Below are 23,962 nucleotides of genomic sequence, written 5' to 3' on the forward strand. Positions count from 1 at the left end.
TGGTGTTACTTGGCCATCATGTCGGCGCCCCGCCAGGTGAACTCGGGGTCCGCCGCCACTTCCACGGCAATCTTGACAAGGTCGTCGGCGTACTTGTTGGCGTGGTGTCCGCAGAACACCAGCTCGCCCCCACCGGCCAGCTTCACACGCAATTTGCCCGCCGCGTTACAGCGGTCGCACCGTTCATCGGCGGCTGGGGCAGCCACCGTTTCCGGCGGCGGCGTGAGGGTCTGGGTCATCGCCTTCCTCCTCTGGTCGTCACCGATGCTGATATCCATCGTCGATCCGCCGAGTCCAGCAGCGCCGAACCCGCCATTGTCATTCAGCTCGTTGCCCATGTAAGCCTCCAACACCGGCCGTGCCGGAGGGCTTCCCGGAAGGGGCCTCGGGGGGACCGGGGTCACAGCCGGTGAGCGTTCGAGCCTACCTGGTCAGACGGGCTATCGGGGAGATGACCCGTCATGGACAGTGTGCCGTTCCACCAGAGTGCCACGTCAACGATCGCGCGTCGAACAGAAACAGAGCGCCTACCCGTCTATGTACGCACGGTGAGTATCTCTGTACGTTCGGTGGATACCAAATGCCCGATATGCGATGAGTGTCGACTTGACTTACTGGCTTTAGTCGAGGTAGTCGCGCAGGACCTGCGAGCGCGACGGGTGCCGCAGCTTGGACATGGTCTTGGACTCGATCTGCCGGATCCGCTCGCGCGTGACCCCGTACACCTGGCCGATCTCGTCTAAAGTCCGCGGCTGGCCGTCGGTGAGGCCGAACCGCAGGCGCACCACGCCCGCCTCCCGCTCGGACAGCGTCTGCAGCACCTGCTGGAGCTGGTCCTGCAGCAGCGAGAAGGAGACCGCGTCGACGGCCACAACCGCCTCGGAGTCCTCGATGAAGTCGCCGAGCTGGCTGTCGCCCTCGTCGCCGATGGTCTGGTCCAGCGAGATGGGCTCCCGGGCGTACTGCTGGATCTCCAGCACCTTCTCCGGGGTGATGTCCATCTCCTTGGCCAGCTCCTCCGGGGTGGGCTCGCGGCCCAGGTCCTGAAGCAGCTCACGCTGTATGCGGCCGAGCTTGTTGATCACTTCCACCATGTGCACCGGGATGCGGATGGTGCGGGCCTGGTCGGCCATGGCGCGGGTGATGGCCTGGCGGATCCACCAGGTGGCGTACGTGGAGAACTTGTAGCCCTTGGTGTAGTCGAACTTCTCGACGGCGCGGATGAGGCCGAGGTTGCCCTCCTGGATCAGGTCCAGGAACGCCATGCCGCGGCCGGTGTAGCGCTTGGCCAGCGACACCACCAGGCGGAGGTTGGCCTCCAGCAGGTGGTTCTTGGCGCGCTCCCCGTCGCGGGAGACCCACAGCAGGTCCCGCTGCATGTCGCGGGTGAGCTGCAGGCCCTCCTCCTCGGCCTGGCGCAGCCGCTCCGCGGCGTACAGGCCGGCCTCGATCCGCTTGGCGAGCTCGACCTCCTGCTCCGCGTTGAGCAGCGGCACCTTGCCGATCTGCTTGAGGTAGGCGCGGACGGAGTCGGCCGACGCGGTCAGCTCGGCGTCCTTGCGGGCCTGCTTGAGCGCCTCGGACTCCTCGGCGTCCCACTCGAAGTCGTCGGAGGCGGCGGCGTCGGCCTCGGCGGCCTGGGCCACCTCGACCGGCTCGTCGACGACGACGTCCTCAAGGTCGGCGGCCAGCTCCTCGATGGTGAGGTCGGCGCCGTCGGGCTCGCCGTCCTCGCCCGGCTCGCCCTTCTTGGCGGCCTTGGCGGGCGCGGCCTTCTCGCCTGTCTTCTTCTCGACAGCCTTCTTGGCAGCGGCCTTCTTGGCCGGTGCCTTGGCGGCGGCCTTGGTGGCCTCCTCGGCGCCGTCCTCCGCCTTCGCGGGGGCGGCCTTGGCGGCGGCCTTCACCGGCTTGGCGGCGGGGGCGGCCTTGGGAGCCAGCTTCACCGGCGCGGGCGTCTCGGCGCCGCTCTCGGTGGGGGTGGCCTGCTTGGGTGCGGCGGGCTTGGCGGTCTTCGACGCGGCGGGCGGGGCCGCCTTCGCGGTGGTGGCCTTCGAGGCCGGGGTCGCGGCCCGCGCCGCGGCCACCTTGCGGCGGCCGTTGGCGGAGTCGTCGACCTCGACCGTCACGCCCGCCTCGAGCAGCGCCCGAAGCATCTTCTTGGCCTGGGCGGGGGTGACGTCGGCAGCCTCCACGGTGCGCGCCACATCCGCAGGCGTGAGCCGGCCGCCGGCGCCTGCGGCTTGGGCGATCAGCATGTCGGTGAGCGTGCGAACGTCGGCGCTGATCTGGCGGGCTTCAGTCACGGACGACCTTCCGGAGGCGAGTATCAAACAAGAATCTGCGGCTTCGGCCGCGTCGCATGGCGCGTCGCGGTAGGTCAGCCAGTGTGATGTGTGGATGCGCCCCGCACCTTCGGCACGTGGCAGGCGTGAATTGTAGCGCCGTACTCGGCGATCATCTCGGCGCGCACGCCGCAGGAGGTCCGCGAGCGGGCTCCGGGGCCTTGGCAGGATGGCACCAGGTGACGAGGAGGACGGTCGTGAACGAGCTGGAACTGCTGGATATCGCGGTGCAAGTGGCCGCTGACGCGGCCGACACCGCCCGCCGTATGCGTAACGAGGCGATCAACGATGTCGGCACGAAATCCACCGCCACGGACGTTGTGACGGCCGCCGATCGCGCGGTCGAGCAACAGGTGATCGCCGCGCTGGCGGCGCGGCGCCCGGGTGACACGGTACTCGGCGAGGAGTTCGGCGGCGCGGGAATTGCCGGCGACGGCGGGGTCCGCTGGATCGTGGATCCGATCGACGGGACCGTGAACTACCTCTACGGGCTGGGCCAGTACGCCGTGTCGATCGCCGCGGAGGTGGACGGGGAGGTCGTGGCGGGGGTGGTGCGCAACGCGGCCACGGGGCAGACCTGGACGGCCGCACGGGGCCACGGCGCGTGGCGGGACGGTCGGCGGCTGACCGGCTCGCCGGCCACCGAGCTGGCCCTGTCGCTGGTCGGCACGGGTTTCGGCTACGCCCGGGAGCGTCGCGTCCACCAGGCGGCGGTGGTGGCGCAGGTGCTGCCGCTGGTGCGCGACATCCGGCGGATGGGCGCGGCGGCGCTGGACCTGTGCGCGGCGGCCGAGGGGATGCTGGACGCGTACTACGAGAAGGGCCTCGCCGAGTGGGACATGGCCGCGGGCGGCCTGATCGCGCGGGAAGCCGGGCTGCTGGTCACCGGGCTGTCGGGCCGTCCGGCCGGCGGGGACATGGTGCTGGCGGCGCCACCGGCCCTGCACGGCCCGCTCGACGCCCTGCTCACCGAGTTGGTCGCCGACGGCGGCCCGTGACCCCGAGCACGGTCGAAGGCCCCGTCCGGCGGCGTACAGCGGCCGGACGGGGCCTTCGGCTCAGGGTGGGGCGACCCGTGGTGCGCTCGGTCAGGGCTTCTCGGCGCAGGTGCCCTCGGGCAGCAGGGGGCGACCCAGGGCGGCGACCGCCTGACGCATCTCGGTAGGCGTGGCGAGCTGCTTGAACTGCCCGCCGATGATCACGTCGATGGTGTCGTTCTCGCGCTTGATGTCGAACACGGGCTCGACGTCATTGAGGAAGTACGCCTTCAGCAGCTGGGCCGCGCCGACCGTCTTGGGGCCGTAGCGCAGCTCGGCGACGATGTCGGGCTGGGCCTTCCTCTCGTTGCCCGTCTTCTCCACCTTGAACTTGCGGTTGGTGAAGTCCGCGGCCACGTTACGGGCGAGATCCACCGTGGTCGTGGCGTTGTAGACGTTGATCTTCACTTCGCTCTCGGAGTCAGGCAGCGTGTTGTCGACGGGCACGAAGCCCGCCGGACAGCTCTGGGTCACGGGAGCGTCGCTCTGCGTGTCACGATTGAGCGTGATCACGGCCAGAGTGATACCGATGATCGCCAGGGTGCTGATGATGGCGATCGCCCGAATTCGTGCTAGTTGCATCTCGGTGCCGCTCCCCGTGAGCCAGAGGTCCGCTGCCGCCACTTTGACGGCATGGGCCAGAGGTTATCGGTTGACCGGCCCGCCGGGGGCCGCGACCCGACAGACGACCGGAATTGGCCGGACGTTCCCGGCGCGCCGACCGTGATCGGCGGGCGGCTGCCCCTACCTTGGTCTCGCCTGACCCGACGGCCCCATAACGCTGTCGGCTCAGTCACATCGGGAACAACTTCGCGTGCAGGAGCGTACAACTCCCACACGGGCGCGCTAAAGTACCGCGCTCGTCGAGAGTGACGACGTTGCGTACGCATGACGGACAAGACACAAATTGGGAGTGTGACAATCGATGGCCACCGACTACGACGCCCCGCGCCGTGACGAGGCCGACCTCGGTGAGGACAGCCTCGAGGAGCTGAAGGCCCGGCGTGTCGACACACAGTCGGGCAGCGTGGACGTGGATGAGGTCGATCTCGCCGAGAACTTCGAGCTGCCCGGCGGCGACCTGGCCGACGAGGAGCTGACGGTCAAGGTCGTGCCGATGCAGGCCGACGAGTTCCGCTGCTCGCGGTGTTTCCTGGTGCATCACCGCAGCCAGCTGGCAGGCGAGCGCAACGGCGAGCCGATCTGCCGCGAGTGCGCCTGACCGCGTGCGCCCACCGGACGGTTTCCGGGGCTTGACGCGATGGGGTGAGATGGCGCAGAACATCTGGGTACACGGATCGAGGCACGCCGCAACGGACGCGGCGTGCCACACGGGGAACGGGTCCAGGGTGGCCCCGAGCAACGTCGTGGACCAGATGCCGTCTCAGCCGACAGGAGCCAGCCATGACCACCAGCCCCGAAGAGGTGCCCGGCGACGCTGCGTCATCGACAGGCGCGTCGGGCACTGCCGCACCCGGCGCCGGTAGGCCCGACGAGCTGGCGCTGGCGGTGGCGGGGCTCGCCGACGAGGACCTCGACAAGGCCGGACGGCGCAAACTGCTCGGGCGGATGCTGGTGGGCCTGCGCGAACGCGGGGTCAAAGAAGTCTTCATGCCCCGCAAGGCGATCAACTGGATCACCGAGGCGGTCTCCGACCTGGCCCCGCACGTGCCGGTGCGCAACCTGGAGACGCTGCGGCGGCACTACCCGGGCCTCGACGACGAAGCCCTCGCCGAGCGGCTGATCCGCAACGCGGCCCGCGCCGCGGCGGGCGTCGGCGCGGTAGGCGGCGGAATGGCGTCCATCGAGTGGGCGGTGCCGCCCACCCTGCTGTCGACGCCGGTGCTGCTGGCGACCGAGACGGTCGGCGTGGTCGGCATCGAGCTCAAACTCATCGGCGAGCTGCACGAGGTGTACGGCCAGCCGGTGCTCGGCACGCCGTCCCAGCGGGCGATCAGCCTGATGCAGGGCTGGGCCAGCCACCGCGGCATCAGCCCGATGCTGCCCGGCGCGGCCGCGGCCACGGTGCTCGGCACGGCCACCCGCAAGCAGCTGCGCGACATGGTGCTCAAGCGGTTCGGGCGCAACCTGACCACGCTGGGCCCGCTGCTGACCGGCGCGGCCATCGCCAGCTACCTCAACCGCAAGGCCACCCGGCGGCTGGGCGACGACATCCGTCGCGACCTGCGGGTCAAGCGGGGACGTCCGGCGCTGCCGCCGGGGTCAGCCGACCCGGCGTAGCGCGCGGGCCAGGTCCTCGGGCCGGCGGCTGCTGATCACCCAGTACGGCGTGACGTCGTCGGGGTCGTCGAGCACCACCTGCACGGCGCCGGGGACCCAGGGCCGCTGCACGACGAAGGCCATCGGGTCGGCGTGCACGCCGAGCAGCTCGCGCTTGGTCTCGGCGTCCAGCGGGATCGCCTGCGCCACGTGGCGCAGCGGCAGCCGGGCGTCGTCGACGACGAACTCGTCCTCGGTCACGCTGATCCGGATCCGGCCCAGCCGCCACAGGCCCACCGTCACCAGGGTCAGCACGACGGGGTAGGCCACCCAGCCACGCGGGCCGGCCGCGCCCAATCCCACCTGAGCCGCCAACACGGCTCCCACCAGCAAGGACGGCAACCACAGCCACCATGGCACGGACAGGCGCTCGGTGTGACTGAGCACAGGCCGTGCCGCACCGACCCCTGTCGCCGTTGTGCCTGAGGATGCCGTGCCGCTGCCTGGATGTGTCACATCATCGAGGGTAGGGCCCGCCGGGTCCAGCAAGCGCGGCAGGATAGAGGCAAGGAGACGCAGCTCCCGTCGCGGGCGCGCGTCCAAGCACTTCCCCCGGAGGTCTGACCGTTGTATCCCCCTGCGACCCCACCCGTCGTGGTGCCGATCCGGCGGCTCGACCCGGACCTGCCCCCGCCGTCGTACGCCCATCCGGGCGACGCGGGCGCCGACCTGTACGCCGCCGAGGACGTCGTGCTCGCCCCGGGCGAGCACCGGCTCGTGCCCACGGGTGTGGCGATCGCCCTGCCGGACGGGTTCGTGGGATTGGTCCACCCGCGGTCGGGTCTGGCCGCGAAAATGGGGGTGACCGTGCTCAACGCTCCCGGCACCGTGGACGCGGGCTACCGGGGCGAGATCCTGGTTCAGCTGATCAACCACGACCGGGCGAACACCGCCAAGATCTCTCGCGGCGACCGCATCGCGCAACTTGTCGTGCAGCGGGTGGAGCGGGCACACTTCCACGACGTCGCCGAACTGCCGGAGTCCGTACGGGGCACCGGTGGGCACGGCTCGACGGGGAAATGAGGAGGAACAGTGATCTTCTCGCGACGACGTGCGGCCGCCGGCGGCCGGCACGCCAAGGCCGAGGAGCCGAAGTTCGTGGACGCCCGCGCCGCCCGGCGCGCCGCGCTCCTCGGCGAGGACTGGCAGCCCGACGAGGCTGACGCGCCCGCCGCCCAGGCCGCCAACGGGACGAACGGCTCCTACTTCCCCGAATCCTCGATCTTCGGCGACGACGGGCCCTACGACGTCGCCGACGCGCCCGACGCGCCCCGGCTGGACCTGGGCAGCCTGCTGCTGCCCGCAGTCGACGGGGTCGAGATCCGGGTGCAGGCCGGCGAGCAGGGCCTGATCCAGCAGATCGCGCTGGTGCACGGCCCGAACGCGCTCCAGCTCGGCGTCTTCGCGGCGCCGCGGACCGAGGGCATCTGGGACGAGGTGCGCGAGGAGATCCGCAAGTCGCTGTTCGCCGACGGCGTGGGCGCCGAGGAGGTGACCGGGCGCTGGGGCATCGAGCTGCGGGCCCGGATCCGCACCCCCGAGGGCTTCAACGACCTGCGCTTCATCGGCGTGGACGGGCCGCGCTGGATGGTCCGTGCGGTGTTCCAGGGCCCGGCCGCGATCGACGTGACCGAGGCCGGCCCGCTGACGCTGTGCCTGACCGGCCTGGCGGTGCGCCGTGACGACACGGCCCGCCCGGTCCGTGAGGCGCTGCCGCTGCGCCTGCCGGCCAACATGGCCGAGGAGGCCGCGGCCCGGCAGGCGGCCCAGGCGCAGCCTGAGCCCCCCGTCGAGCAGCCCCGCCAGCCGCAGTACGGCGAGGGCGCCTACGGCGGCGACCCGTACGGCGGCTCCGGCAGCAACCAGCTGGTGCCCGGCCGGGTGCCGCCGCCGCCCGCGCCGACGCCGTTCGGGTCGATCGCGCCGGCCGGTGGCAACGGCGCCGCGGCCCCCGCTGCGGGCGACGTCCCGCGCCGCAAGCCCTCCCCGCGTCCGCGCCGCGACTGACCTCGGCCGAACACGGTTCGTCCGGCGCGCCGCCGTTCGCGTGGCGCGCCGGACGACTTCGTGACGTTGCGCCCCGGGGTGTCCCCAGCGGGGGTGCCCCGCAGTAGGCTGGCTGTTACGCGCCGCTCGGGGACCTCGCCCCGGCGGGGAAGGATGAAGCAGGTCATGTCGACCGACGACGCCCGACCACGGCACAAGGGGCTGCGTGGCATGCTCCACCGGCTCACCGCCACCGAATCCGAGCTCGAGTCGGAGGAACTGCGCCGGGACACCGAACTCGCGGGCTGCGTCTGCGCGGACACCGTGCACCGCGGCGACCTCGTCAACGTCAGCGGCCGGCTGCGCACGGTGGTCTACACGCCGCGCACCAACCTGCCGACGCTGGAAGCCGACCTCTACGACGGCACCGACCTGATCACCCTGGTGTTCCTGGGCCGCCGCCACATCAACGGCATCGAACCGGGCCGCGGGGTTAACGTGCGCGGCCGGGTCGCCGTGCGGGACGGTCGCAAGGTCATCTACAACCCTTACTACGAGCTGGAAGCGGCCGCGTGAGCGAGCGATCCGCGCGCAGCGAGGAGCAGTCATGAGCGAGCCTGTCACTGACCGTAATCGGGCCTTGGCGGACGAGGATCCCGACCAGCTCCCGCCGTTCGCGGAGCAGGTGGCGCAGCAGCTGGGCGGCTGGCGCGGGATGACCGAGGCGGCCATCCCGGTCATCGTGTTCGTGCTGACCAACATCGTGCTGGGCTTCTGGTTCCCGGCCGAGGAGTCGCGCATCGCGCTGAAGTCCGCCATCGGCGCGTCGGCGGCGGTGGCGATCATGGTCGCGATCGTCCGGCTGGCACAGAAGCGGCCGGTGCGCTTCGCGCTGAACGGTCTGTTCGGCATCGGCCTGGGCGCGTGGATGGCCTGGGACTCCGGCAAGGAGGTCGACTTCTACCTGCCGGGCATCTGGATCACCATGGGCCAGATCGTGGTGCTGCTGGGCTCGATCGCGCTGCGCCACCCCATGGTGGGCTGGTTCTGGTCGGTGATCGCCAACGGCGGCCGCAACGACTGGCGCGAGGACGCCCGGCTGGTGCGGGTCTTCTCGCAGCTGACCGCGCTGTGGGCGGTAGTGTTCTCGATCAAGGTGGTGGTCCAGGGCGGGCTGTGGATGACCGAGCAGGGCACCGCGCTCGGCATCGCCCGCATCGTGATGGGCACGCCGCTGTTCGCCCTGCTCGTCGTGATCAGCTTCGGCGTCGTCCGCCGCGTCCGCCGCGAACAGCCCCAGCCGGCCTGACCGGCCCTTCTCTCACCACCGCGCCGCGCCGACCACCGGGTCCGCGCGGCGCGGTCGGCCGGGGGTCAGCGGCGGCGGGAGCGGGTCTTCTCGACGCTGTCGGCGCCGAGCATGACCGAGCGGACCTGCTCCTCGACCTCGACGGTGCAGACGAAGACCAGCTCGTCGCCGGCCTCGACCGGGTCGTCGGGGGTCGGCGTGAGCACGCGGCGGCCGCGCACGATAGCGACCAGGGCGCTGTCGGGCGGCAGCGGGATGGAGCGGATCGGCAGGCCGACGTGCGGCGCGTCCTCGGGCAGGGTGATCTCGACGAGGTTGGCCTCGCCGTGCCGGAAGGTCATCAGCCGGACCAGATCGCCGACCGTGACCGCCTCCTCGACCAGGGCGGCCATCACGCGCGGCTTGGAGACGGAGACGTCCACACCCCACTGCTCGGTGAACAGCCACTCGTTCTCGGCCCGGTTGACCCGGGCGACCACCCGCGGCACCGCGAACTCGGTCTTGGCCAGCAGCGACACCACGAGGTTGACCTTGTCGTCGCCGGTGGCGGCGACGACCACGTCGCAGGCCGCGAGGTTGATCTCCTGGAGGCTGGACAGCTCGCAGGCGTCGGCGAGCACCCAGTCGGCGGCGGGCACCCGCTCGGGGCGCAGCATGCGCGGCTGGCGTTCCAGCAGCATGACCTGGTGGCCGTTCTCGATGAGCTCCTGGGCGATGGAGCGCCCGACGTTGCCCGCCCCGGCGATGGCGACCCGCATGGTGACTCCTCCTAGGCCGTGGCCGGCGGCGCGGCGGCGATCTTCGTGACGGTTTCCGCGATGTCGTCGGTGACCAGCATGAACACCTGGTCGCCGTCCTGCAGCACGGTGGACGCGGTGGTCAGCGTGCCGAGGCCGAAGCGCATCAGGAAGGCGGTCCGGGTGCCGGTCGCCTCCTCCAGCGTGTGCAGCGGGTGGCCGATCCAGGCGGGGTTCACCGGGATCTCGATGATGGCGACGGTGCTGGTGGGGTCGCGGTAGAGCTCGGTGGCGCCCTCGGGCACCAGGTGCCGCACGATGCGGTCGGCGGTCCAGCGCACGGTCGCCACGGTGGGGATGCCCAGCCGCTCGTACACCTCGGCGCGGCGCTGGTCGTAGATGCGGGCGACGACGCGCTGCACCCCGAACGTCTCGCGGGCCAGCCGCGCGGAGATGATGTTGGAGTTGTCGCCGCTGGAGACCGCGGCGAAGGCGTCGGCCCGTTCGATGCCGGCCTGGATGAGGACCTCGCGGTCGAAGCCGACGCCGGTGACCGTGGTGCCGGCGAAATCGGGGGAGAGCCGCCGGAACGCGTCGGCGTCCTGGTCGATGATCGAGACGGAGTGCCCGCGCGCCTCCAGGCTGTGCGCGAGCGTCGAGCCGACCCGGCCACACCCCATGATCACAACGTGCACGTCACGCCCTCCCGACAATGCCGTCGTCCGGCCACCGCGAAAGCGGTTCGTCCCGGCATGCCGTGCGAACGGCGCACCAGGGGACTCCCCACCTTCGCCCAGCCTGCCATGCGCGCGTACGGCGCGCGACATCAGAGTGCCACGTGCCTTCGCGCCCCGGCGTCGTAGGCTCCCACATGTGGCGAGACCTACCTCCCTGCTGAAGCGCCTCCTGCTCGGCAGGCCGTTCCGTTCCGACCGACTGCAGCACACCCTGCTGCCCAAGCGCATCGCACTGCCGATCTTCGCCTCCGACGCGCTGTCCAGCGTCGCCTACGCGCCGGGCGAGATCCTGCTGACCCTGTCGATCGCGGGCGCCGCCGCCTACGCGTACTCCCCGTGGGTGGCGCTGGCGGTCGTGGTGGTGATGCTGACCGTCGTCGCGAGCTACCGGCAGAACGTGCACGCCTACCCGTCCGGCGGCGGCGACTACGAGGTCGCCACGGTCAACCTGGGTTCCAAGTCCGGTCTCGCCGTGGCCAGCGCGCTGCTGGTCGACTACGTGCTCACGGTGGCCGTGTCGATCTCGTCGGGCGTGGAGAACCTGGGGGCGGCGATCCCGCTGATCGGCCGGCACGAGGTGATCACCGCGGTGCTGCTGATCGCGCTGCTGGCCGCACTGAATCTGCGCGGCCTGCGCGAGTCGGGCTTCATGTTCGCGATCCCGACCTATCTGTTCATGTTCGCCATGCTCGGCCTGATCGGCTGGGGCGTGATCCGGATCTTCGTGCTCGGCGAGGACCTCAAGGCGCCCAGCGCCGACCTGACCATCCTGCCGGAGCACGGCCTGCAGGTCGGCGCGAGCTTCGCGTTCGCCTTCCTGCTGGTGCGCGCGTTCTCGTCGGGCTGCGCGGCGCTGACCGGCGTCGAGGCCATCTCCAACGGCGTGCCCGCGTTCAAGCCGCCCAAGAGCAAGAACGCCGCCACCACGCTGCTCATGCTCGGCCTGCTGTCGATCATCATGCTGGTCTCGATCGTGGCGCTGAGCCTCAAGACCGGCCTGCAGTACGTGGAGAACCCGGCCGAGCAGATCGTGGGCGTCGCCCCGAACTACGTGCAGCCGACGGTCACCGCGCAGCTCGCCGAGACCATCTTCGACCACTTCCCGCCCGGCTTCTACCTGGTCATCGCGGTGACCGCGCTGATCCTGGTGCTGGCCGCCAACACCGCGTTCAACGGCTTCCCGGTGCTGGGCTCGATCCTGGCGCAGGACCGCTACCTGCCGCGCCAGCTGCACACCCGGGGCGACCGGCTGGCCTTCTCCAACGGCATCCTGCTGCTCGCCTTCTTCGCGGCGGTGCTGGTCATCGCGTTCCAGGCCGAGACCACGCGGCTGATCCAGCTCTACATCGTCGGGGTGTTCGTGTCGTTCACGCTGTCGCAGATCGGCATGCTGCGGCACTGGAACCGGCTGCTGCGCACCGAGCGCGACGTGTCGGCCCGCCGCCGGATGCAGCGGGCTCGGGCCATCAACGGGTTCGGCGCGGTGCTGACCGGCTTCGTGCTGATCCTGGTGCTGGCGACGAAGTTCACCCACGGCGCGTGGATCTCGATCGCGGCGATGGCGGTGATCTACGCGATCATGGTGGGCATCCGCAAGCACTACGACACGGTCGCCCGGGAGCTGGTGCCGTCGGAGGAGCGGCCGGTGCTGCCGGCCCGCAACCACGCCATCGTGCTGGTCAGCAAGCTGCACCTGCCGACCATGCGGGCGCTGGCCTACGCGAAGGCCACCCGGCCGGACACCCTGACCGCGCTCACCGTCAACGTGGACGTCGCGGACACCCGGGCCATCCAGGCCGAGTGGGAGCGACGCGGCATCAACACCCCGCTGACCGTGGTCGACTCGCCCTACCGGGAGATCAGCCGGCCCATCATCGAGTACGTGAAGTCGCTGCGCCGGGCCTCGCCGCGCGACGTGGTGACGGTCTACATCCCGGAGTACGTGGTGGGCCGGTGGTGGGAGCACATCCTGCACAACCAGTCCGCGCTGCGGATCAAGGGCCGGCTGCTGTACGAGCCGGGCGTCATGGTCACCAGCGTGCCCTGGCAGCTGGCCTCGACGAACAGCACCGACCTGGACCGGATCGACCGGTCGCTGGTGCGCACGCCGGCCCGTGGGCCGCGGGCGGGGGAGGACTCCTGATGGCCGCCGTGACGGAGCTCTACGAGGGCGACAAGGTCGAGGTGACCGTCGGGCCGATCGCGCACGGCGGGCACTGCGTGGCCCGGCACGAGGGTCAGGTGATCTTCGTGCGGCACGCGCTGCCCGGGGAGCGGGTGGTCGTGGAGATCACCGAGCTGCACAAGGCCTACCTGCGCGGCGACTGCGTCGAGGTGCTGGCGGCGTCTGCCGACCGGATCACCCCGCGGTGCCCGTACGCCCACGCCAACGGCTGCGGGGGCTGCGACCTGCAGCATGTGGCGTCCCCGGCGCAGCGGGAGTGGAAGGCCGCCGTGGTGCGCGAGCAGCTGGAGCGGCTGGGCAAGCTGGACGCGGCCGAGGTGGCGGCGCTCGGTGTCACGGTCGACGCGCTGCCCGGCGGTGACGAGGGCTGGCGCACCCGGGTCCGCTACCGCGCCGACGCGCTGGGCCGGCCGGGCCTGCTCAAGCACCGCTCGAACGAGGTGGTGGCGATCGGCCGCTGCGCCATCGCGCACCCGGAGATCCAGCAGCTCGACGTGCTGGAACGGCGCTGGCCGGACACCGACCTGATCGACGTGGTCAAGCCGTCCACCGGGTCGGCCCAGCTGGTCCAGGACCCGCCGCAGCAGATCGTGGAGCGGGCCGCCGGGCACGACTTCACGATCTCCGCGGGCGGCTTCTGGCAGGTCCACCCCGCCTCCGCGGACACCCTGGTGCAGGCGGTGCTGGAGTTGCTGGACCCGCGGCCGGGCGAGCACGCCTGGGACCTGTACGGCGGGGCCGGGCTGTTCGCCGCGGCGCTGGCCGACCGGGTCGGGGTCACCGGCGCGGTGACCATGGTCGAGTCGGCCCGCGACGGCGTCGCGGCGGCCCGGGGCAACCTGGCCGCGCTGCCGGTGCGCGTGGTGGAGGCGACGGTGGAGCGGGCGCTGCACCGCGATCGGCGGCCCAAGGAGCGGCTGCCGCAGCCCGACGTGGTGGTGCTGGACCCGCCGCGCACCGGGGCCGGGGCCGCGGTGGTCCGGGCGATCACGGCGGCCCGTCCGCGCGCCGTGGCATACGTGGCCTGCGACCCGGCGGCGCTCGGCCGCGACGTGCGCACCTTCCGTGAGCAAGGCTGGCAGTTGCGGGCGCTGCGGGCCTTCGACTGCTTCCCGCAGACCCATCACGTGGAGTGCGTCGCGCTGTTGACACCGGGGCGCGGGTGAAGGTCCCGTGAAGGGGTGGGCGAGGCGGTGAACGGCCGTGCGTGCTGCCGATAGACTTCCCCGGCATGGGTAAGCGGAACGTAGGGCACCCCCACCGGAGTGCCCTACGGGAACGGCGGCGCAGCGAGGCCGACGAGCGCAGCGAGGAGAAGGCGTGAGCGAGCGGAGCGAGGGAACCGTGAGGTTCAGTGTGGTTCAGGCCGCCGACGAGCGCAGCGAGGAGAAGGCATGAACGAGGGCGCGTCCCTGTTGGCTTCCGTGAAGGGGCCGCAGGACCTCAAGACCCTGTCCCCGGAGCAGCTGACCGGCCTGGCGGCCGAGATCCGCGACTTCCTGATCGCCAAGGTCGCGCGCACCGGCGGGCACATCGGCCCCAACCTCGGTGTGGTGGAGCTCACCCTGGCGATGCACCGGGTCTTCGACTCGCCGGCCGACCGCTTCATCTTCGACACGGGCCACCAGGCATACGTGCACAAGATGGTCACCGGCCGGATGGACGGCTTCGACCAGCTGCGCCAGCGCGGCGGCCTCACCGGCTACCCGAACCAGGCCGAGAGCGAGCACGACCTGGTCGAGAACTGCCACGCCTCGACCGCGCTGTCCTACGCCGACGGCATGGCCAAGGGCTACGCGCTGCGCGGCGAGAAGCGCCACGTGGTCGCGGTCGTCGGGGACGGCGCGCTGACCGGCGGCATGTGCTGGGAGGCGCTGAACAACATCGCCGCCACGGACAACCCGCTCGTGATCATCGTCAACGACAACGGGCGCTCGTACGCGCCGACCATCGGCGGGCTCGCCGACCACCTCGCCACGCTGCGCCTGAACCCCGGCTACGAGAAGGTCCTGGACCTGGTCAAGGACGCGCTGGAGAAGACCCCGCTGGTCGGCAAGCCGCTGTTCGACGCGCTGCACGCGGTCAAGAAGGGCATCAAGGACGCGGTCGCCCCGCAGGCGATGTTCGAGGATCTCGGCCTGAAGTACATCGGGCCGGTCGACGGGCACGACCAGGCCGCCCTGGAGTCGGCGCTGGGCCGCGCCCGCCGCTTCGGCGGCCCGGTGATCGTGCACGCGGTCACCGCCAAGGGCTACGGCTACCAGCCGGCCCTCAACGACGAGGCCGACCGGTTCCACGCGCCCAGCGCGTTCGACCCGGAGACCGGCCGGCTGCTGGCCGCCCCCAGCCTGAAGTGGACCAACGTGTTCGCCGAGGAGCTGGTGGAGATCGCCGGCGAGCGGCCCGACGTCGTCGGCATCACCGCCGCGATGCCCGAGTCCACCGGCATCGACAAGCTCGCCGCGGCGTACCCCGACCGGGCGTACGACGTGGGCATCGCCGAGCAGCACGCGACCACGTCGGCGGCGGGCCTGGCACTGGCCGGCCTGCACCCCGTCGTCGCCGTGTACGCCACCTTCCTCAACCGGGCCTTCGACCAGGTCCTGCTGGACGTCGCACTGCACAAGCTGCCGGTGACGTTCGTGCTGGACCGGGCCGGCATCACCGGCCCCGACGGCCCGAGCCACTACGGCATCTGGGACATGTCGGTGTTCGGCGTGGTGCCCGGCCTGCGCGTGGCCGCCCCGCGCGACGCCGAGACGCTGCGCGAGGAGCTGCGCGAGGCCGTCGGCATCGAGGACGGGCCGACCATCGTGCGGTTCCCGACCGGTTCGGTGCCCGCGGCGCTGCCCGCGCTGCGGCGCGTCGGCGGCTCGGACGGCCTGGGCGGCATGGACGTGCTGGCCGAGGCCGAGCGCAAGGACGTGCTGCTGGTGTCGGTCGGCGCGTTCGCGCACCTGTCGGTGCAGGTCGCCGCGAAGCTGGCCGAGCGTGGCTACGGGGTGACCGTGGTCGACCCGCGCTGGGTGCGTCCGGCGCCGGTGGACCTGGTGCCGCTGGCCCGCGAGCACAAGCTGGTGGTGACGATCGAGGACGGCGTACGCAACGGCGGCGTCGGCGACGCGGTCTCCAAGCTGCTGCGCGACAACGAGGTGGACGTGCCGCTGCGCGACCTCGGCGTGCCGTCGACGTGGATCGACCACGGCACCCGCGCCGAGATCCTCGCCGAGATCGGGCTCACCGTCCCGGAGATCACCGAGCGGGTCACCAAGTGGGCCGCCGCGGTCACCCCCGCCGCCCCGTCGCCGCTCGCCACCTCGGTGCGCGGCTAGCACGACAGCACTCGACCGGAGCCGCCGACGACAACCCGTCGGCGGCTCCGGCGCGTCTGAGCACGCGGAGCCCCCGCGGGTCGCGCCGGCGCACCGCCGCCGGCGGTGTGGCGGGCCCGCGCGACGATGCGTGAGGTGGTGCGGGCGTGGTGCGTGAGCCGGTCGACGCCGTCATCGACCTGGGGGTGCTGCCGGCCGACGAGCCGGACGAGCCCGCGGCCCCCGGCGGCATCCTGCGGTGGGTGGTGCGCCGGCTGGCGGCGGGTGTCGCCGTGGTGGCCGTGCTGACCGGTGTCACCGCGGCCGCCCCGCTGCCCCGGCACCGGTTGTCCACGCTGGCCTTCCTGCCCTCGTCGGCCGGTGTCGCGCGGGTGGTCGACGCCGGGCTGGTCATGGTGTTCGAGAACCAGCGTGCGGTCGCGTACGACCCGGCCGGGTGGCGGGAGCTGTGGTCGGTGCCCGGTGCCGCGTTCGCCCACGCGATCGCGTACCAGGACCTGGTGATGCTGTTCCGCGGCGACGCGATGAACGAGCCGACGGGTGAGAAGTCCGAGTGGGTCCGCGCCGTGGACCGGGCGACCGGGCAGCAGCGCTGGAGCAGTGACCGGCAGATCGAGTGGCACGGCGACGTCATGATCTCCTACCTGCCCACCGGCGACGGTCAGGCGGTGGAGTTCCGTGACCCCCGCACCGCCGAGGTGCGCTGGCGGCTGCCGGATTCGCAGTCGTGGGCGCCCGACGAGCGGCGTGCGGCGCTGTGGCGGCTCACCCCCGACGGCACGCTGGTCGAGCACGACCTGCGCACGGGAGCCGTGCGGCGCACCGCGCGTGTGCTGCTGCCCGAGTCGAGCCACAGCCTCACGCTGAGGATCAGCCGTGCGGCGGTGGGCATCACCGCCTTCGGTGAGGGCGGCCGGCAGCGGGACGCCCCGACGCTCTGGTACGACGCCGCCGACCTGGCCGGAGTCAGCGGAGCCGGCCAGTGGGCCTGGGAGCAGGAGTGCGGCCGCGGTCTGTTCTGCGCGTACGCCGCCGAAGGCGACCGGGTGTTCCTGGTCGACCCGGCCACGGGCGCCGTGGTCCGGTCGGTGACCGAGGGATCGGTGCTCGGCAGCCCGCTGGGGGTGCTGGCGCTCGGCCCGCAGGAGGGCGATGCCGCCTTCAGCCTGCCGACCGTGGGGGCCGTGCTGGACCCGCTGACCGGAGACCGGCAGACCGGGCTCAAGGGCTGGCGGGTGCTCGGCATGGACGACAGCGTCGTGCGCGTGCTCGCCCACTACGACCTGCCGCACAAGCTCACCTATCTGGCCGAGCTGACGGCGCGGGAGGCGGTGCGGCTCGACGCCGTGCCGTACCTGTTGCGCGAGTGCACGATGGCGGGACGGACCCTGGTCTGCGCCACCATGGCCGGTGACATCGTCGTGCTGCGAATCGAGCAGGAGCGGTGACGGCGACCGAGGCGGGCTCGTCCGGCTTCGCCGTGATCGACCTGGGCGCGGGCTGGCGCGAGCCGGACCAGCACCTCGACGAGCCGCGGCAGTGGCGGACGCGGTCGTTCGCGCTGGCCGTGGCCGTGGCCCTGACCGCGGCGCTGGGCGGGGCGGTGGCGAACCGGCCCGGGGTCACCGAGTTCGCCCGGGTGACGCTGGACACCGACGTCCACGACGGCAGGTACTCGATCGTCGGCGACGTCGTGCTGGTTCCGGACAGGGGCAACCTGTCGGCGTACGAGCTGCGCGACGGGTCGCGGCGCTGGCGGGTGCCCGCGGTCGGCCTGGTTTCCCCGCCCTTCGTCACCCCGACGGCCGAGGCGGACGTCGTGGTGCTGGAACAGGCCGAGGCCGACGCCGGAGTGCAGACCCGCGTGGTCGACCTGGCCGACGGGGCCACCCTGTGGCGTTCGAGCGTCGCCGTGGCGTCCGTGGACGACGTCGCGGTGGAGTATGCGGTCATGCCGAACCCGGAGGAGATCGCCGGTGGCGCTCCGTTGCCGCCGGCGGATCTGCGCGTCTTCGACCTGCGCAGCGGGCAGGTGCGCTGGCGGTTGCGTGGCGACGCCGTCGCGGTGGACCTGGCCGCCCGGACCGGCTGGGCGATCTCGGCGACGGGCGCGGTGACCGGGTACGACCTGCGCGACGGGCAGGTGCGGCGCACCGGCGTGCTGCGGCTGCCCGAGGGCAGGGTGTATGCGGCCACCGCCGCCGACGGCGTGCTGGCGCTCGGCATCGCCCAGGGGGACTCGCGGGTCGAGGAGCACTTCGAGACGGCCACCTTCGAGGCGATCGACCAGTCGTCGCCGCTGTGGGCGCGCACCGACTGCGGTCCGAGCTGGTGCGCCCTCGCGGCGAAGCCCGGCGGGGAGGAGGCGGACCCGGTCGTCGTCGACCGGGCCGACGGCCGGGTGCGCTACCGCCTGCCGGCCAACTCCCACGGCACGCCGAGCGCGGCGGGGCTGCTCGTCTTCACGAGCGACCTCGACCAGTCGGCGCGGTCCGGCCTGGCCGTGCTGCAGGATCCGGTCACCGGTCGGGTGCTGCACGACCTCGCCGGCTGGACGCGACCGGACCTGCAGCCGTACCCGCCGATCTTCTTGACCCGGGAGGTCGGCCCGGCCGGCGCCGGCCGGCTCCAGATCGCCCGGTTGACGCCCGACGGGCTGCGGCCGCTGACCGAGCTGCCGTTCCGGGTGCGCGGGTGCGCGTTCGCCGAGCACGCGCTGGTCTGCCTGCACGACGGCAACCAGCTGACGTTCTGGCGGCTGCGCGGATGACGGTCATCGACCTCGGTGCCGACTGGGCCGCCGAGCCTTCGCAGCCCACGCGGCCGGCCGTACGCCGCGGATCGACCGCGCTCGCCGCCGCGGTGTGCGGGGTGCTGCTCGCGTGCACCATGACCGCCGCCGCGCCCGCACCGGAACCCCGGTTGACCGAACTGGCCCGCTGGGCCGAGCCGCAGACGCTCCTGCTCGCCACGGCCGGCGACGACACGCTCCTGGTCCACACCGCGGCCGAGGTCGCGGCCTACGACGCGGCCGACGGACGGCGGCGCTGGAGCCTGCCCGGCTCGACCGACTGGGTGTACGACGCCGGCGACATCCTCGTGCTGGGCTTCTCCCGGCCGGAGAGCACGTCGGCGCAGCCGCAGTTCGCGATCGCCGACGCGGTGGCCGTCGACCGGTCGACCGGGCGGGTGCGCTGGCGTGCGGCGGCCTATCTGGAGCAGGTCGCGGGCCTGCTGGTCAGCTTCTCCGGAAATCCGGAGCGGCCGGTGGCGCAGGTGCACGACCCGGCGACCTTCGCGCTGCGCTGGCGGGTGGCCGCGGGGCGGTCGTTCGTCCCGGACCGCTGGGGATCGGCCGTATGGGAGCTGGCCGCCGGCGGCGGGCTGGTCGAGCGCGATCTGGCCACGGGCGCGGTGCGCCGCAGCGCGCGGGTGCGGTTGCCGGCCGGGACCCGGGTGGCCGTGCTGGCCAGCCGCGACGCGATCGGGATCGCCGGCTACCGGTTCGACGCCAACGGGGTCGAGCAACGTGCCGAGGTGCTGTGGTACGACCGCACCGACCTGACCGCCGCGGGCGCGGAGAACCGCTGGCCCTGGGAGGCGGACTGCGGCGCCGGGACGTCCTGCGCCTACCCGTACGACGACGGACCGCCGTACCAGATCGACAGCGCCACCGGCGCCCCGATCCGCCTGCTGGAAGGCTCGTGGCACGTGGGCAGCCCGGCCGGGTTGCTGCTGTTCGACGACGGCGGCGAGCCCGGGAGCGTGCTCCGGGCCCGGCTGGAGCCGGCCGGCCACCGACCGCGCACGGACGTGGCAGGCTGGCGCGTCCTGTCCACGACCGGACAGGTGGCCCGGATCCTCGGGCACGAGGACGGGGACCCGTTCGCCACCCATGTCGCCGAGCTGACGGCCGACGGGTTGCGGCCGCTCGGCCGGGAGCCGCACGGGCTGGTGCGGTGCGCGGCCGTGCCGCGGGCGATGGCCTGCACGACCAAGGCCGGCGAAGTGGTCATCTGGCGGATCGGGGAGGAGAGACCGTGAACGTCGTCGCGGGGGAGCCGGACGGGGCGGCCGTGATCGAGCTGGGTGGCGGCTGGCGGGAGCCGCTGCCCGAGCCCGGCGAGCCGCGCCGCGTCGTGCGCGTCGCCGCGCTGGTGTCCGGGGTGGCGCTGCTGCTGGCGCTCGGTGGCGCGGCGATGCCCCGGTCAGGGCTGATCGAGCTGGTGCGGGTGCCGGTCGCCGACGCGCGCGCCAGCGGCCCGGTGTTCGCGGGTGACGTCTTCCTGCTGCGGGGGCAGGGCCGGCTCACGGCGTACGAGCCGGGCGACGGCGCGCCGCGCTGGAGTGTGGAGCTGCCCGAGCGGCCGCAGATGAGCAACATCGTGGTCTCGCCCGCGGTGCCGGAGATCGTCGTGGTCGCGCAGGTCGACGGGAACGGCGACGAGCAGCTCAGCGTCGGACTCGACCTCGCGACCGGGGCCGTGCGGTGGCGGTCCGGCGAACTGATGGCGCCGGTCGGCGACGTCGTCCGCACGATGGGCTCGGTCTACGGTGCGAACGGGGCGCCCGCCGTCCATGTCGCCGACCTGCGGACCGGGGCGCGGCTCTGGACGATGCCGGACGCGGTGAACCCGGTGTTCGACGACGAGGGCGACACGGCCTGGACGGTGAGCCCGACCGGTCTCGTGACGGCGTACGACGTGCACGACGGACGGGTGCTGCACACCGGCACGGTGCGGGTGCCCGCCACGGTCGAAGGGGCGTTCGCCGACAAGGGGGAACTCGCCGTCCAGTACTCCGGCGAGACAGGCTCCCGACTGGCCTGGTTCGACGGGACGACGCTGGCGGCGATCCCGGCGACCGCGCCGGACGGGTGGGGTGTCCGGTGCGGCGCGGTGTTCCGGTGCGTTCCGCTGTCCGACCCGGCGGGCGGGCTCGAGGTGGTCGACCGGGCGACCGGGGCGGTGGTGCGCCGCCTGCCCACGGAGCAGTACCTGGTCAGGGACTCTCATCTGCTCGTCTTCGACCCGGGTCGCGACATGGACGGCGAGCTCGGCCCCCGCCCCAACACGGTGCTCGATCTCGGCACCGGCCGGGAGACCGACATCACGGGCTGGGAGGTGCTGTGGGAGCAGTCGCCGGTCTCGGTGCTCGTACGGCCCGTCGAGAACGGGGCGCGGCTGCAGGTCGCCCGACTCGGCCCGGACGGTCCCGAGATCCTGGCGCAGCTGCCGGGTGATGTGCGACGGTGTGCGTTCGAGCAGCCGACCCTGCTCTGCTTGCACGACGGGAACCAGGCGACCCTCTGGCGGCTCCCCGACTGAGTCCGGTGAAGCGGGAGGCAGGGTGACCGTGCTCATCGACCTCGGCGACCCCCGCGGGGACGACGAGGAACCGGACGGCGGGCCGAGCCTGTCCCGGACCGGACGGCGGGTGGTGGCGCTGCTGGCCGCCGCGCTCACCGCGCTGCTGGCCTGTGCCGGATCGATCCCTGCCGCCACCCTGCCGCTGCGCCGGATCACCGAACTCGCGCCGCCGCTCGCCGCGCCCGTCGTGTTCGCGGGCGGCCTGGTGCTGGTGGTGGATCGGGGTGCGAACGTGCGGGACCTGGTGGCCGTCGGGGACGGCGACGGCGCGGTGCGCTGGCGTGCGCCGCTGGACGGCCGCTCGCCGGAGGTGCACGAGGCCCGGCAGGTCGACGGGTTGCTGCTGGTCACGGTGCTCGACACCGCAGCCCCGGACGAGCCGTGGAGCACGTACGCGCTGGACGCGGCGACCGGCCGGCGGCGGTGGCACGAGCGGGCCTACGTGCTGGGCGTCGCGTCCCGGACCGTGGTGCTGGCGGGCATGTCCGCCCCGGTCGACTGGTACGGCGGGTGGGACGTGCCGACCGGGCGTCCGCTGTGGCGGCACACCCTCGACACGTCGTACCGGCTGGCGCCGTACCTGGCCGACGGGCGGCTCGCCGGACTGGTGCTGGTCGAGGACGACGGACGGGACCGGGTGCGGCTGGTCGGCGTCGACGGCGTGCCGGGCGCCGTGCACGAGCTGCCCGCGCGAACGTCGGCCGTGCAGGTGGTCGGCGGGCTGGTGGTGGCGGCCTACGAGCGGGACGGGCGACGCCGGGTCGCGGCGCTGCGGTTGCCCGCGCTGGAGACCGCGTGGGACGTCGCGCCCGCGTTCGACAGCCGCCACGTGTACCTGACCGAGTGCGCGCCGCTGGTCTGCGCCAGCGCGGCCGACGAGGTCTGGCTGCTCGACCCCGCCGACGGCACGGTGCGCTGGCAGGGCCGGGTCGACGGGTTCGCGCCGCTCGGGCCGGGCCGGGTGCTGACCGGCACCGACGAGCGCCCGCAGGCCGGTGTGCTGCGCGACACCATGACCGGCGAGCTGCTGCTGCGGCTGGACGGCTGGACGTTGGCCGGGACCGACGGCCGCAGGCTGGTGCTGACGCGGACGAACGGCAACCGGACCTGGTTCGGCGTGGTGGACCTGGCCCGCCCCACCCGGATCCGGCTGGTCGGCGTCGGCGGGATCACCCTGGACCGCTGCTGGCTGGGCGGCGCGGCAGTGGTCTGCCAGTCCCTGGTCGGCCTGGACGTCTACCGCCTCGCGGACTGACCGACCGCGGGCGCCGCCGACCGAGGCCGACCCGGCGCGGACCGGCCCGTCGTCACCAGTTGGCCTGGCCAGGCGGGGTCGGCAGCGGCACCGACGCCGGGTGGATCACGTAGACCAGGCCGCGGCTGCTGTCGAGCCAGGCCGACTCCCACTCGGCCCGGCCGACGGGCTTGCGCACCTGGGCGTTGCTCGGCGAGTTCGGGTCGTTGAGCACCGGGTCGCCCGCGTCGGTGAAGCCGACCAGCGCCATCAGGTGGCCCTTGGTGTCGTAGTCGAGGCCGGGGACCTGGCCCTTGCGGTACGACGCCGACGCGATCAGCGGGATTCCGGCGGCGATGAACCGTTCGGCCTCGTTCAGCGAGCGCAGCCGGGTGACGAAGGCCCGCATCCCGAACCGGCCGGCGTACGCGGTGTTGAACGGCCAGTTGCCGCACCCGGCGAAGGCGTGGTCGTAGGTGTGCCGGGCGGCGAAGTCGACCCACGGGTCGGTGTGGCCGGGCTCGACCCAGGCGTAGTCGGCCGGGGTCGGGCCGACACCCCAGTAGGCCAGCACCATCGAGGTGGAGGTCGGGCTGCACCACGCCTCGCCGCCGTTGTCCCACTGCGGGTGCTCGCCCCGGTGGAGCTGCTGGGAGTAGGGCGGCACGTCGAGCACCAGGCCCCGCGCCGCGAGCGGGCTGCTCGGGGTGAGCGCGCCGGGCGCGGGCAGCGCGGAGGCGGCCGCGCCGAGGGTGCGCAGCACTGGCGTGTCCGTGCTGCCGGCCGGGCGCAGCAGGGTCGCCCGCAGCCGCCAGGAGGCCAGCGCGCGCCCGTCGGCGGCGCGGTAGGTGTCGGCGCTCACGTCGCCGTCCGCGTCGCCCTGGCCGCGCTGGGAGGTGCGCCGGAAGGCGGTGTCGTCGGCGGCCCAGTCACCGAGGTTGAACCACTTCGTGACGGTGCCCGCCGTGGTCGTGCCGCTCACCTGGACCCGCAGGAAGCTGCCGCCGGGGGTGTCGGCGGTCCAGGACGGGATCAGCTCGGTGGCCGCGAAGCCGACCGCGGTCGCCGGGCCGGTCCAGGTGGCGGTCTCGTAGTCGGTGCTCAGCCCGGTGCGGGGGTCGGTGTGCGACACCGTCCCGGTCGCGGCGGCGAAGGTGAGGCCTGCGGTGCCGGCGAAGACGCCGCTGCCTGTGCCCTCGGCCCAGCGCTGCGGTGAGTCCCACCGCCGGAAGGCGATGTCGCGCCCGGCGGACGGTTGCCCGGCGCCGTCGGCAGCCGGGAGGTCGGCGGACGCGGGCAGCGTTTCGCGTCGATTCATCGGTGCCTCCCGTGCGTCGCCCGACCGATGGCGAATCCCTGCGATGAGGCTTCTATACGCGAAGATTTTTTGCAATGGCTCGGGGGCTCTATCTTC

General features: G+C 72.8%; 21 protein-coding genes and 1 pseudogene. 15 read left to right on the forward strand and 7 right to left on the reverse strand.

What is annotated here, in order from left to right:
- Positions 1-5: 5 nt before the first annotated feature.
- Positions 6-239, reverse strand: coding sequence for a DUF7455 domain-containing protein (locus HAV39_RS02820; RefSeq protein ID WP_120321755.1), 234 nt, complete (start codon positions 237-239; stop codon positions 6-8).
- Positions 240-620: 381 nt separating this feature from the next.
- Positions 621-2,303 carry an RNA polymerase sigma factor gene (locus HAV39_RS02825; protein WP_280528732.1) on the reverse strand — a complete coding sequence of 561 codons (1,683 nt, stop codon included), beginning with the start codon at positions 2,301-2,303 and terminating at the stop codon, positions 621-623.
- A 236-nt stretch (positions 2,304-2,539) separates the two neighbouring features.
- Between HAV39_RS02825 and HAV39_RS02830 the strand changes: the two genes are divergently transcribed.
- Positions 2,540-3,340, forward strand: coding sequence for an inositol monophosphatase family protein (locus HAV39_RS02830; RefSeq protein ID WP_239121038.1), 801 nt, complete (start codon positions 2,540-2,542; stop codon positions 3,338-3,340).
- A 90-nt stretch (positions 3,341-3,430) separates the two neighbouring features.
- Here the strand turns inward: HAV39_RS02830 and HAV39_RS02835 are convergent, their stop codons facing one another.
- Positions 3,431-4,003, reverse strand: a complete 573-nt coding sequence (locus HAV39_RS02835) for a LytR C-terminal domain-containing protein (RefSeq protein ID WP_239121037.1) — start codon at positions 4,001-4,003, stop codon at positions 3,431-3,433.
- 301 nt (positions 4,004-4,304) lie between these two features.
- On the opposite strand from HAV39_RS02835, the gene HAV39_RS02840 reads away from it, so the two are divergent.
- Both HAV39_RS02840 and HAV39_RS02845 read left to right on the forward strand, forming a co-directional pair.
- Entirely contained in the window at positions 4,305-4,601 is a 297-nt protein-coding gene (locus HAV39_RS02840; protein ID WP_120318646.1) for a DUF4193 domain-containing protein, read from the forward strand.
- Between the two features lie 182 nt (positions 4,602-4,783).
- Positions 4,784-5,620, forward strand: coding sequence for a hypothetical protein (locus HAV39_RS02845; RefSeq protein ID WP_239121036.1), 837 nt, complete (start codon positions 4,784-4,786; stop codon positions 5,618-5,620).
- Here HAV39_RS02845 and HAV39_RS42510 read toward each other — a convergent pair.
- Complete coding sequence (locus HAV39_RS42510) at positions 5,603-6,046, reverse strand: DUF3093 domain-containing protein (protein WP_239121035.1); 444 nt, start codon at positions 6,044-6,046, stop codon at positions 5,603-5,605. The genes HAV39_RS02845 and HAV39_RS42510 overlap by 18 nt on opposite strands.
- 180 nt (positions 6,047-6,226) lie before the next feature.
- Between HAV39_RS42510 and dut the strand changes: the two genes are divergently transcribed.
- From dut to HAV39_RS02870, 4 genes and pseudogenes are all read left to right on the forward strand, one after another.
- A complete protein-coding gene (dut, locus tag HAV39_RS02855) occupies positions 6,227-6,682 on the forward strand; it encodes a dUTP diphosphatase (RefSeq protein WP_120318647.1) in 456 nt (151 codons plus the stop codon).
- A gap of 9 nt (positions 6,683-6,691) precedes the next feature.
- A pseudogene (locus HAV39_RS02860) lies at positions 6,692-7,453 on the forward strand (DUF3710 domain-containing protein); the annotation flags it as partial.
- 378 nt (positions 7,454-7,831) lie between these two features.
- Positions 7,832-8,221, forward strand: coding sequence for an OB-fold nucleic acid binding domain-containing protein (locus HAV39_RS02865; protein WP_191837607.1), 390 nt, complete (start codon positions 7,832-7,834; stop codon positions 8,219-8,221).
- A gap of 31 nt (positions 8,222-8,252) precedes the next feature.
- Positions 8,253-8,954 (forward strand): DUF3159 domain-containing protein, encoded by a 702-nt coding sequence (locus HAV39_RS02870; protein ID WP_191837608.1) that lies wholly within the window; start codon positions 8,253-8,255, stop codon positions 8,952-8,954.
- 65 nt (positions 8,955-9,019) lie between these two features.
- Here the strand turns inward: HAV39_RS02870 and HAV39_RS02875 are convergent, their stop codons facing one another.
- Complete coding sequence (locus tag HAV39_RS02875; protein WP_120318650.1) at positions 9,020-9,712, reverse strand: potassium channel family protein; 693 nt, start codon at positions 9,710-9,712, stop codon at positions 9,020-9,022.
- An 11-nt stretch (positions 9,713-9,723) separates the two neighbouring features.
- A complete protein-coding gene (locus HAV39_RS02880; RefSeq protein WP_191837609.1) occupies positions 9,724-10,386 on the reverse strand; it encodes a potassium channel family protein in 663 nt (220 codons plus the stop codon).
- A gap of 178 nt (positions 10,387-10,564) precedes the next feature.
- On the opposite strand from HAV39_RS02880, the gene HAV39_RS02885 reads away from it, so the two are divergent.
- From HAV39_RS02885 to HAV39_RS02920, 8 genes are all read left to right on the forward strand, one after another.
- The gene (locus HAV39_RS02885) at positions 10,565-12,571 is read left to right on the forward strand and encodes an APC family permease (RefSeq protein ID WP_191837610.1); all 2,007 of its coding nucleotides are present in this window, start codon (positions 10,565-10,567) and stop codon (positions 12,569-12,571) included.
- A complete protein-coding gene (locus HAV39_RS02890) occupies positions 12,571-13,779 on the forward strand; it encodes a class I SAM-dependent RNA methyltransferase (protein ID WP_191837611.1) in 1,209 nt (402 codons plus the stop codon). Before HAV39_RS02885 ends, HAV39_RS02890 begins: the two co-directional genes overlap by 1 nt.
- A 228-nt stretch (positions 13,780-14,007) precedes the next feature.
- Positions 14,008-15,945, forward strand: coding sequence for a 1-deoxy-D-xylulose-5-phosphate synthase (gene dxs / locus HAV39_RS02895; protein WP_191837612.1), 1,938 nt, complete (start codon positions 14,008-14,010; stop codon positions 15,943-15,945).
- 146 nt (positions 15,946-16,091) lie between these two features.
- Positions 16,092-17,393: a hypothetical protein gene (locus HAV39_RS02900; protein ID WP_191837613.1), complete on the forward strand. Its 1,302-nt coding sequence runs from the start codon at positions 16,092-16,094 to the stop codon at positions 17,391-17,393.
- A complete protein-coding gene (locus HAV39_RS02905; protein WP_191837614.1) occupies positions 17,390-18,715 on the forward strand; it encodes an outer membrane protein assembly factor BamB family protein in 1,326 nt (441 codons plus the stop codon). The genes HAV39_RS02900 and HAV39_RS02905 overlap by 4 nt, the downstream gene beginning before the upstream one ends.
- Positions 18,712-19,989 carry a hypothetical protein gene (locus HAV39_RS02910; protein WP_191837615.1) on the forward strand — a complete coding sequence of 426 codons (1,278 nt, stop codon included), beginning with the start codon at positions 18,712-18,714 and terminating at the stop codon, positions 19,987-19,989. Before HAV39_RS02905 ends, HAV39_RS02910 begins: the two co-directional genes overlap by 4 nt.
- A complete protein-coding gene (locus HAV39_RS02915) occupies positions 19,986-21,272 on the forward strand; it encodes an outer membrane protein assembly factor BamB family protein (RefSeq protein ID WP_191837616.1) in 1,287 nt (428 codons plus the stop codon). The genes HAV39_RS02910 and HAV39_RS02915 overlap by 4 nt, the downstream gene beginning before the upstream one ends.
- A gap of 22 nt (positions 21,273-21,294) precedes the next feature.
- Complete coding sequence (locus HAV39_RS02920) at positions 21,295-22,569, forward strand: outer membrane protein assembly factor BamB family protein (RefSeq protein ID WP_191837617.1); 1,275 nt, start codon at positions 21,295-21,297, stop codon at positions 22,567-22,569.
- Between the two features lie 52 nt (positions 22,570-22,621).
- Here the strand turns inward: HAV39_RS02920 and HAV39_RS02925 are convergent, their stop codons facing one another.
- Positions 22,622-23,866 (reverse strand): C39 family peptidase, encoded by a 1,245-nt coding sequence (locus HAV39_RS02925; protein WP_191837618.1) that lies wholly within the window; start codon positions 23,864-23,866, stop codon positions 22,622-22,624.
- Positions 23,867-23,962: the final 96 nt, after the last annotated feature.

This window comes from Catellatospora chokoriensis (genome assembly GCF_011297315.1).
Classification (GTDB): Bacteria; Actinomycetota; Actinomycetes; order Mycobacteriales; family Micromonosporaceae; genus Catellatospora; species Catellatospora citrea.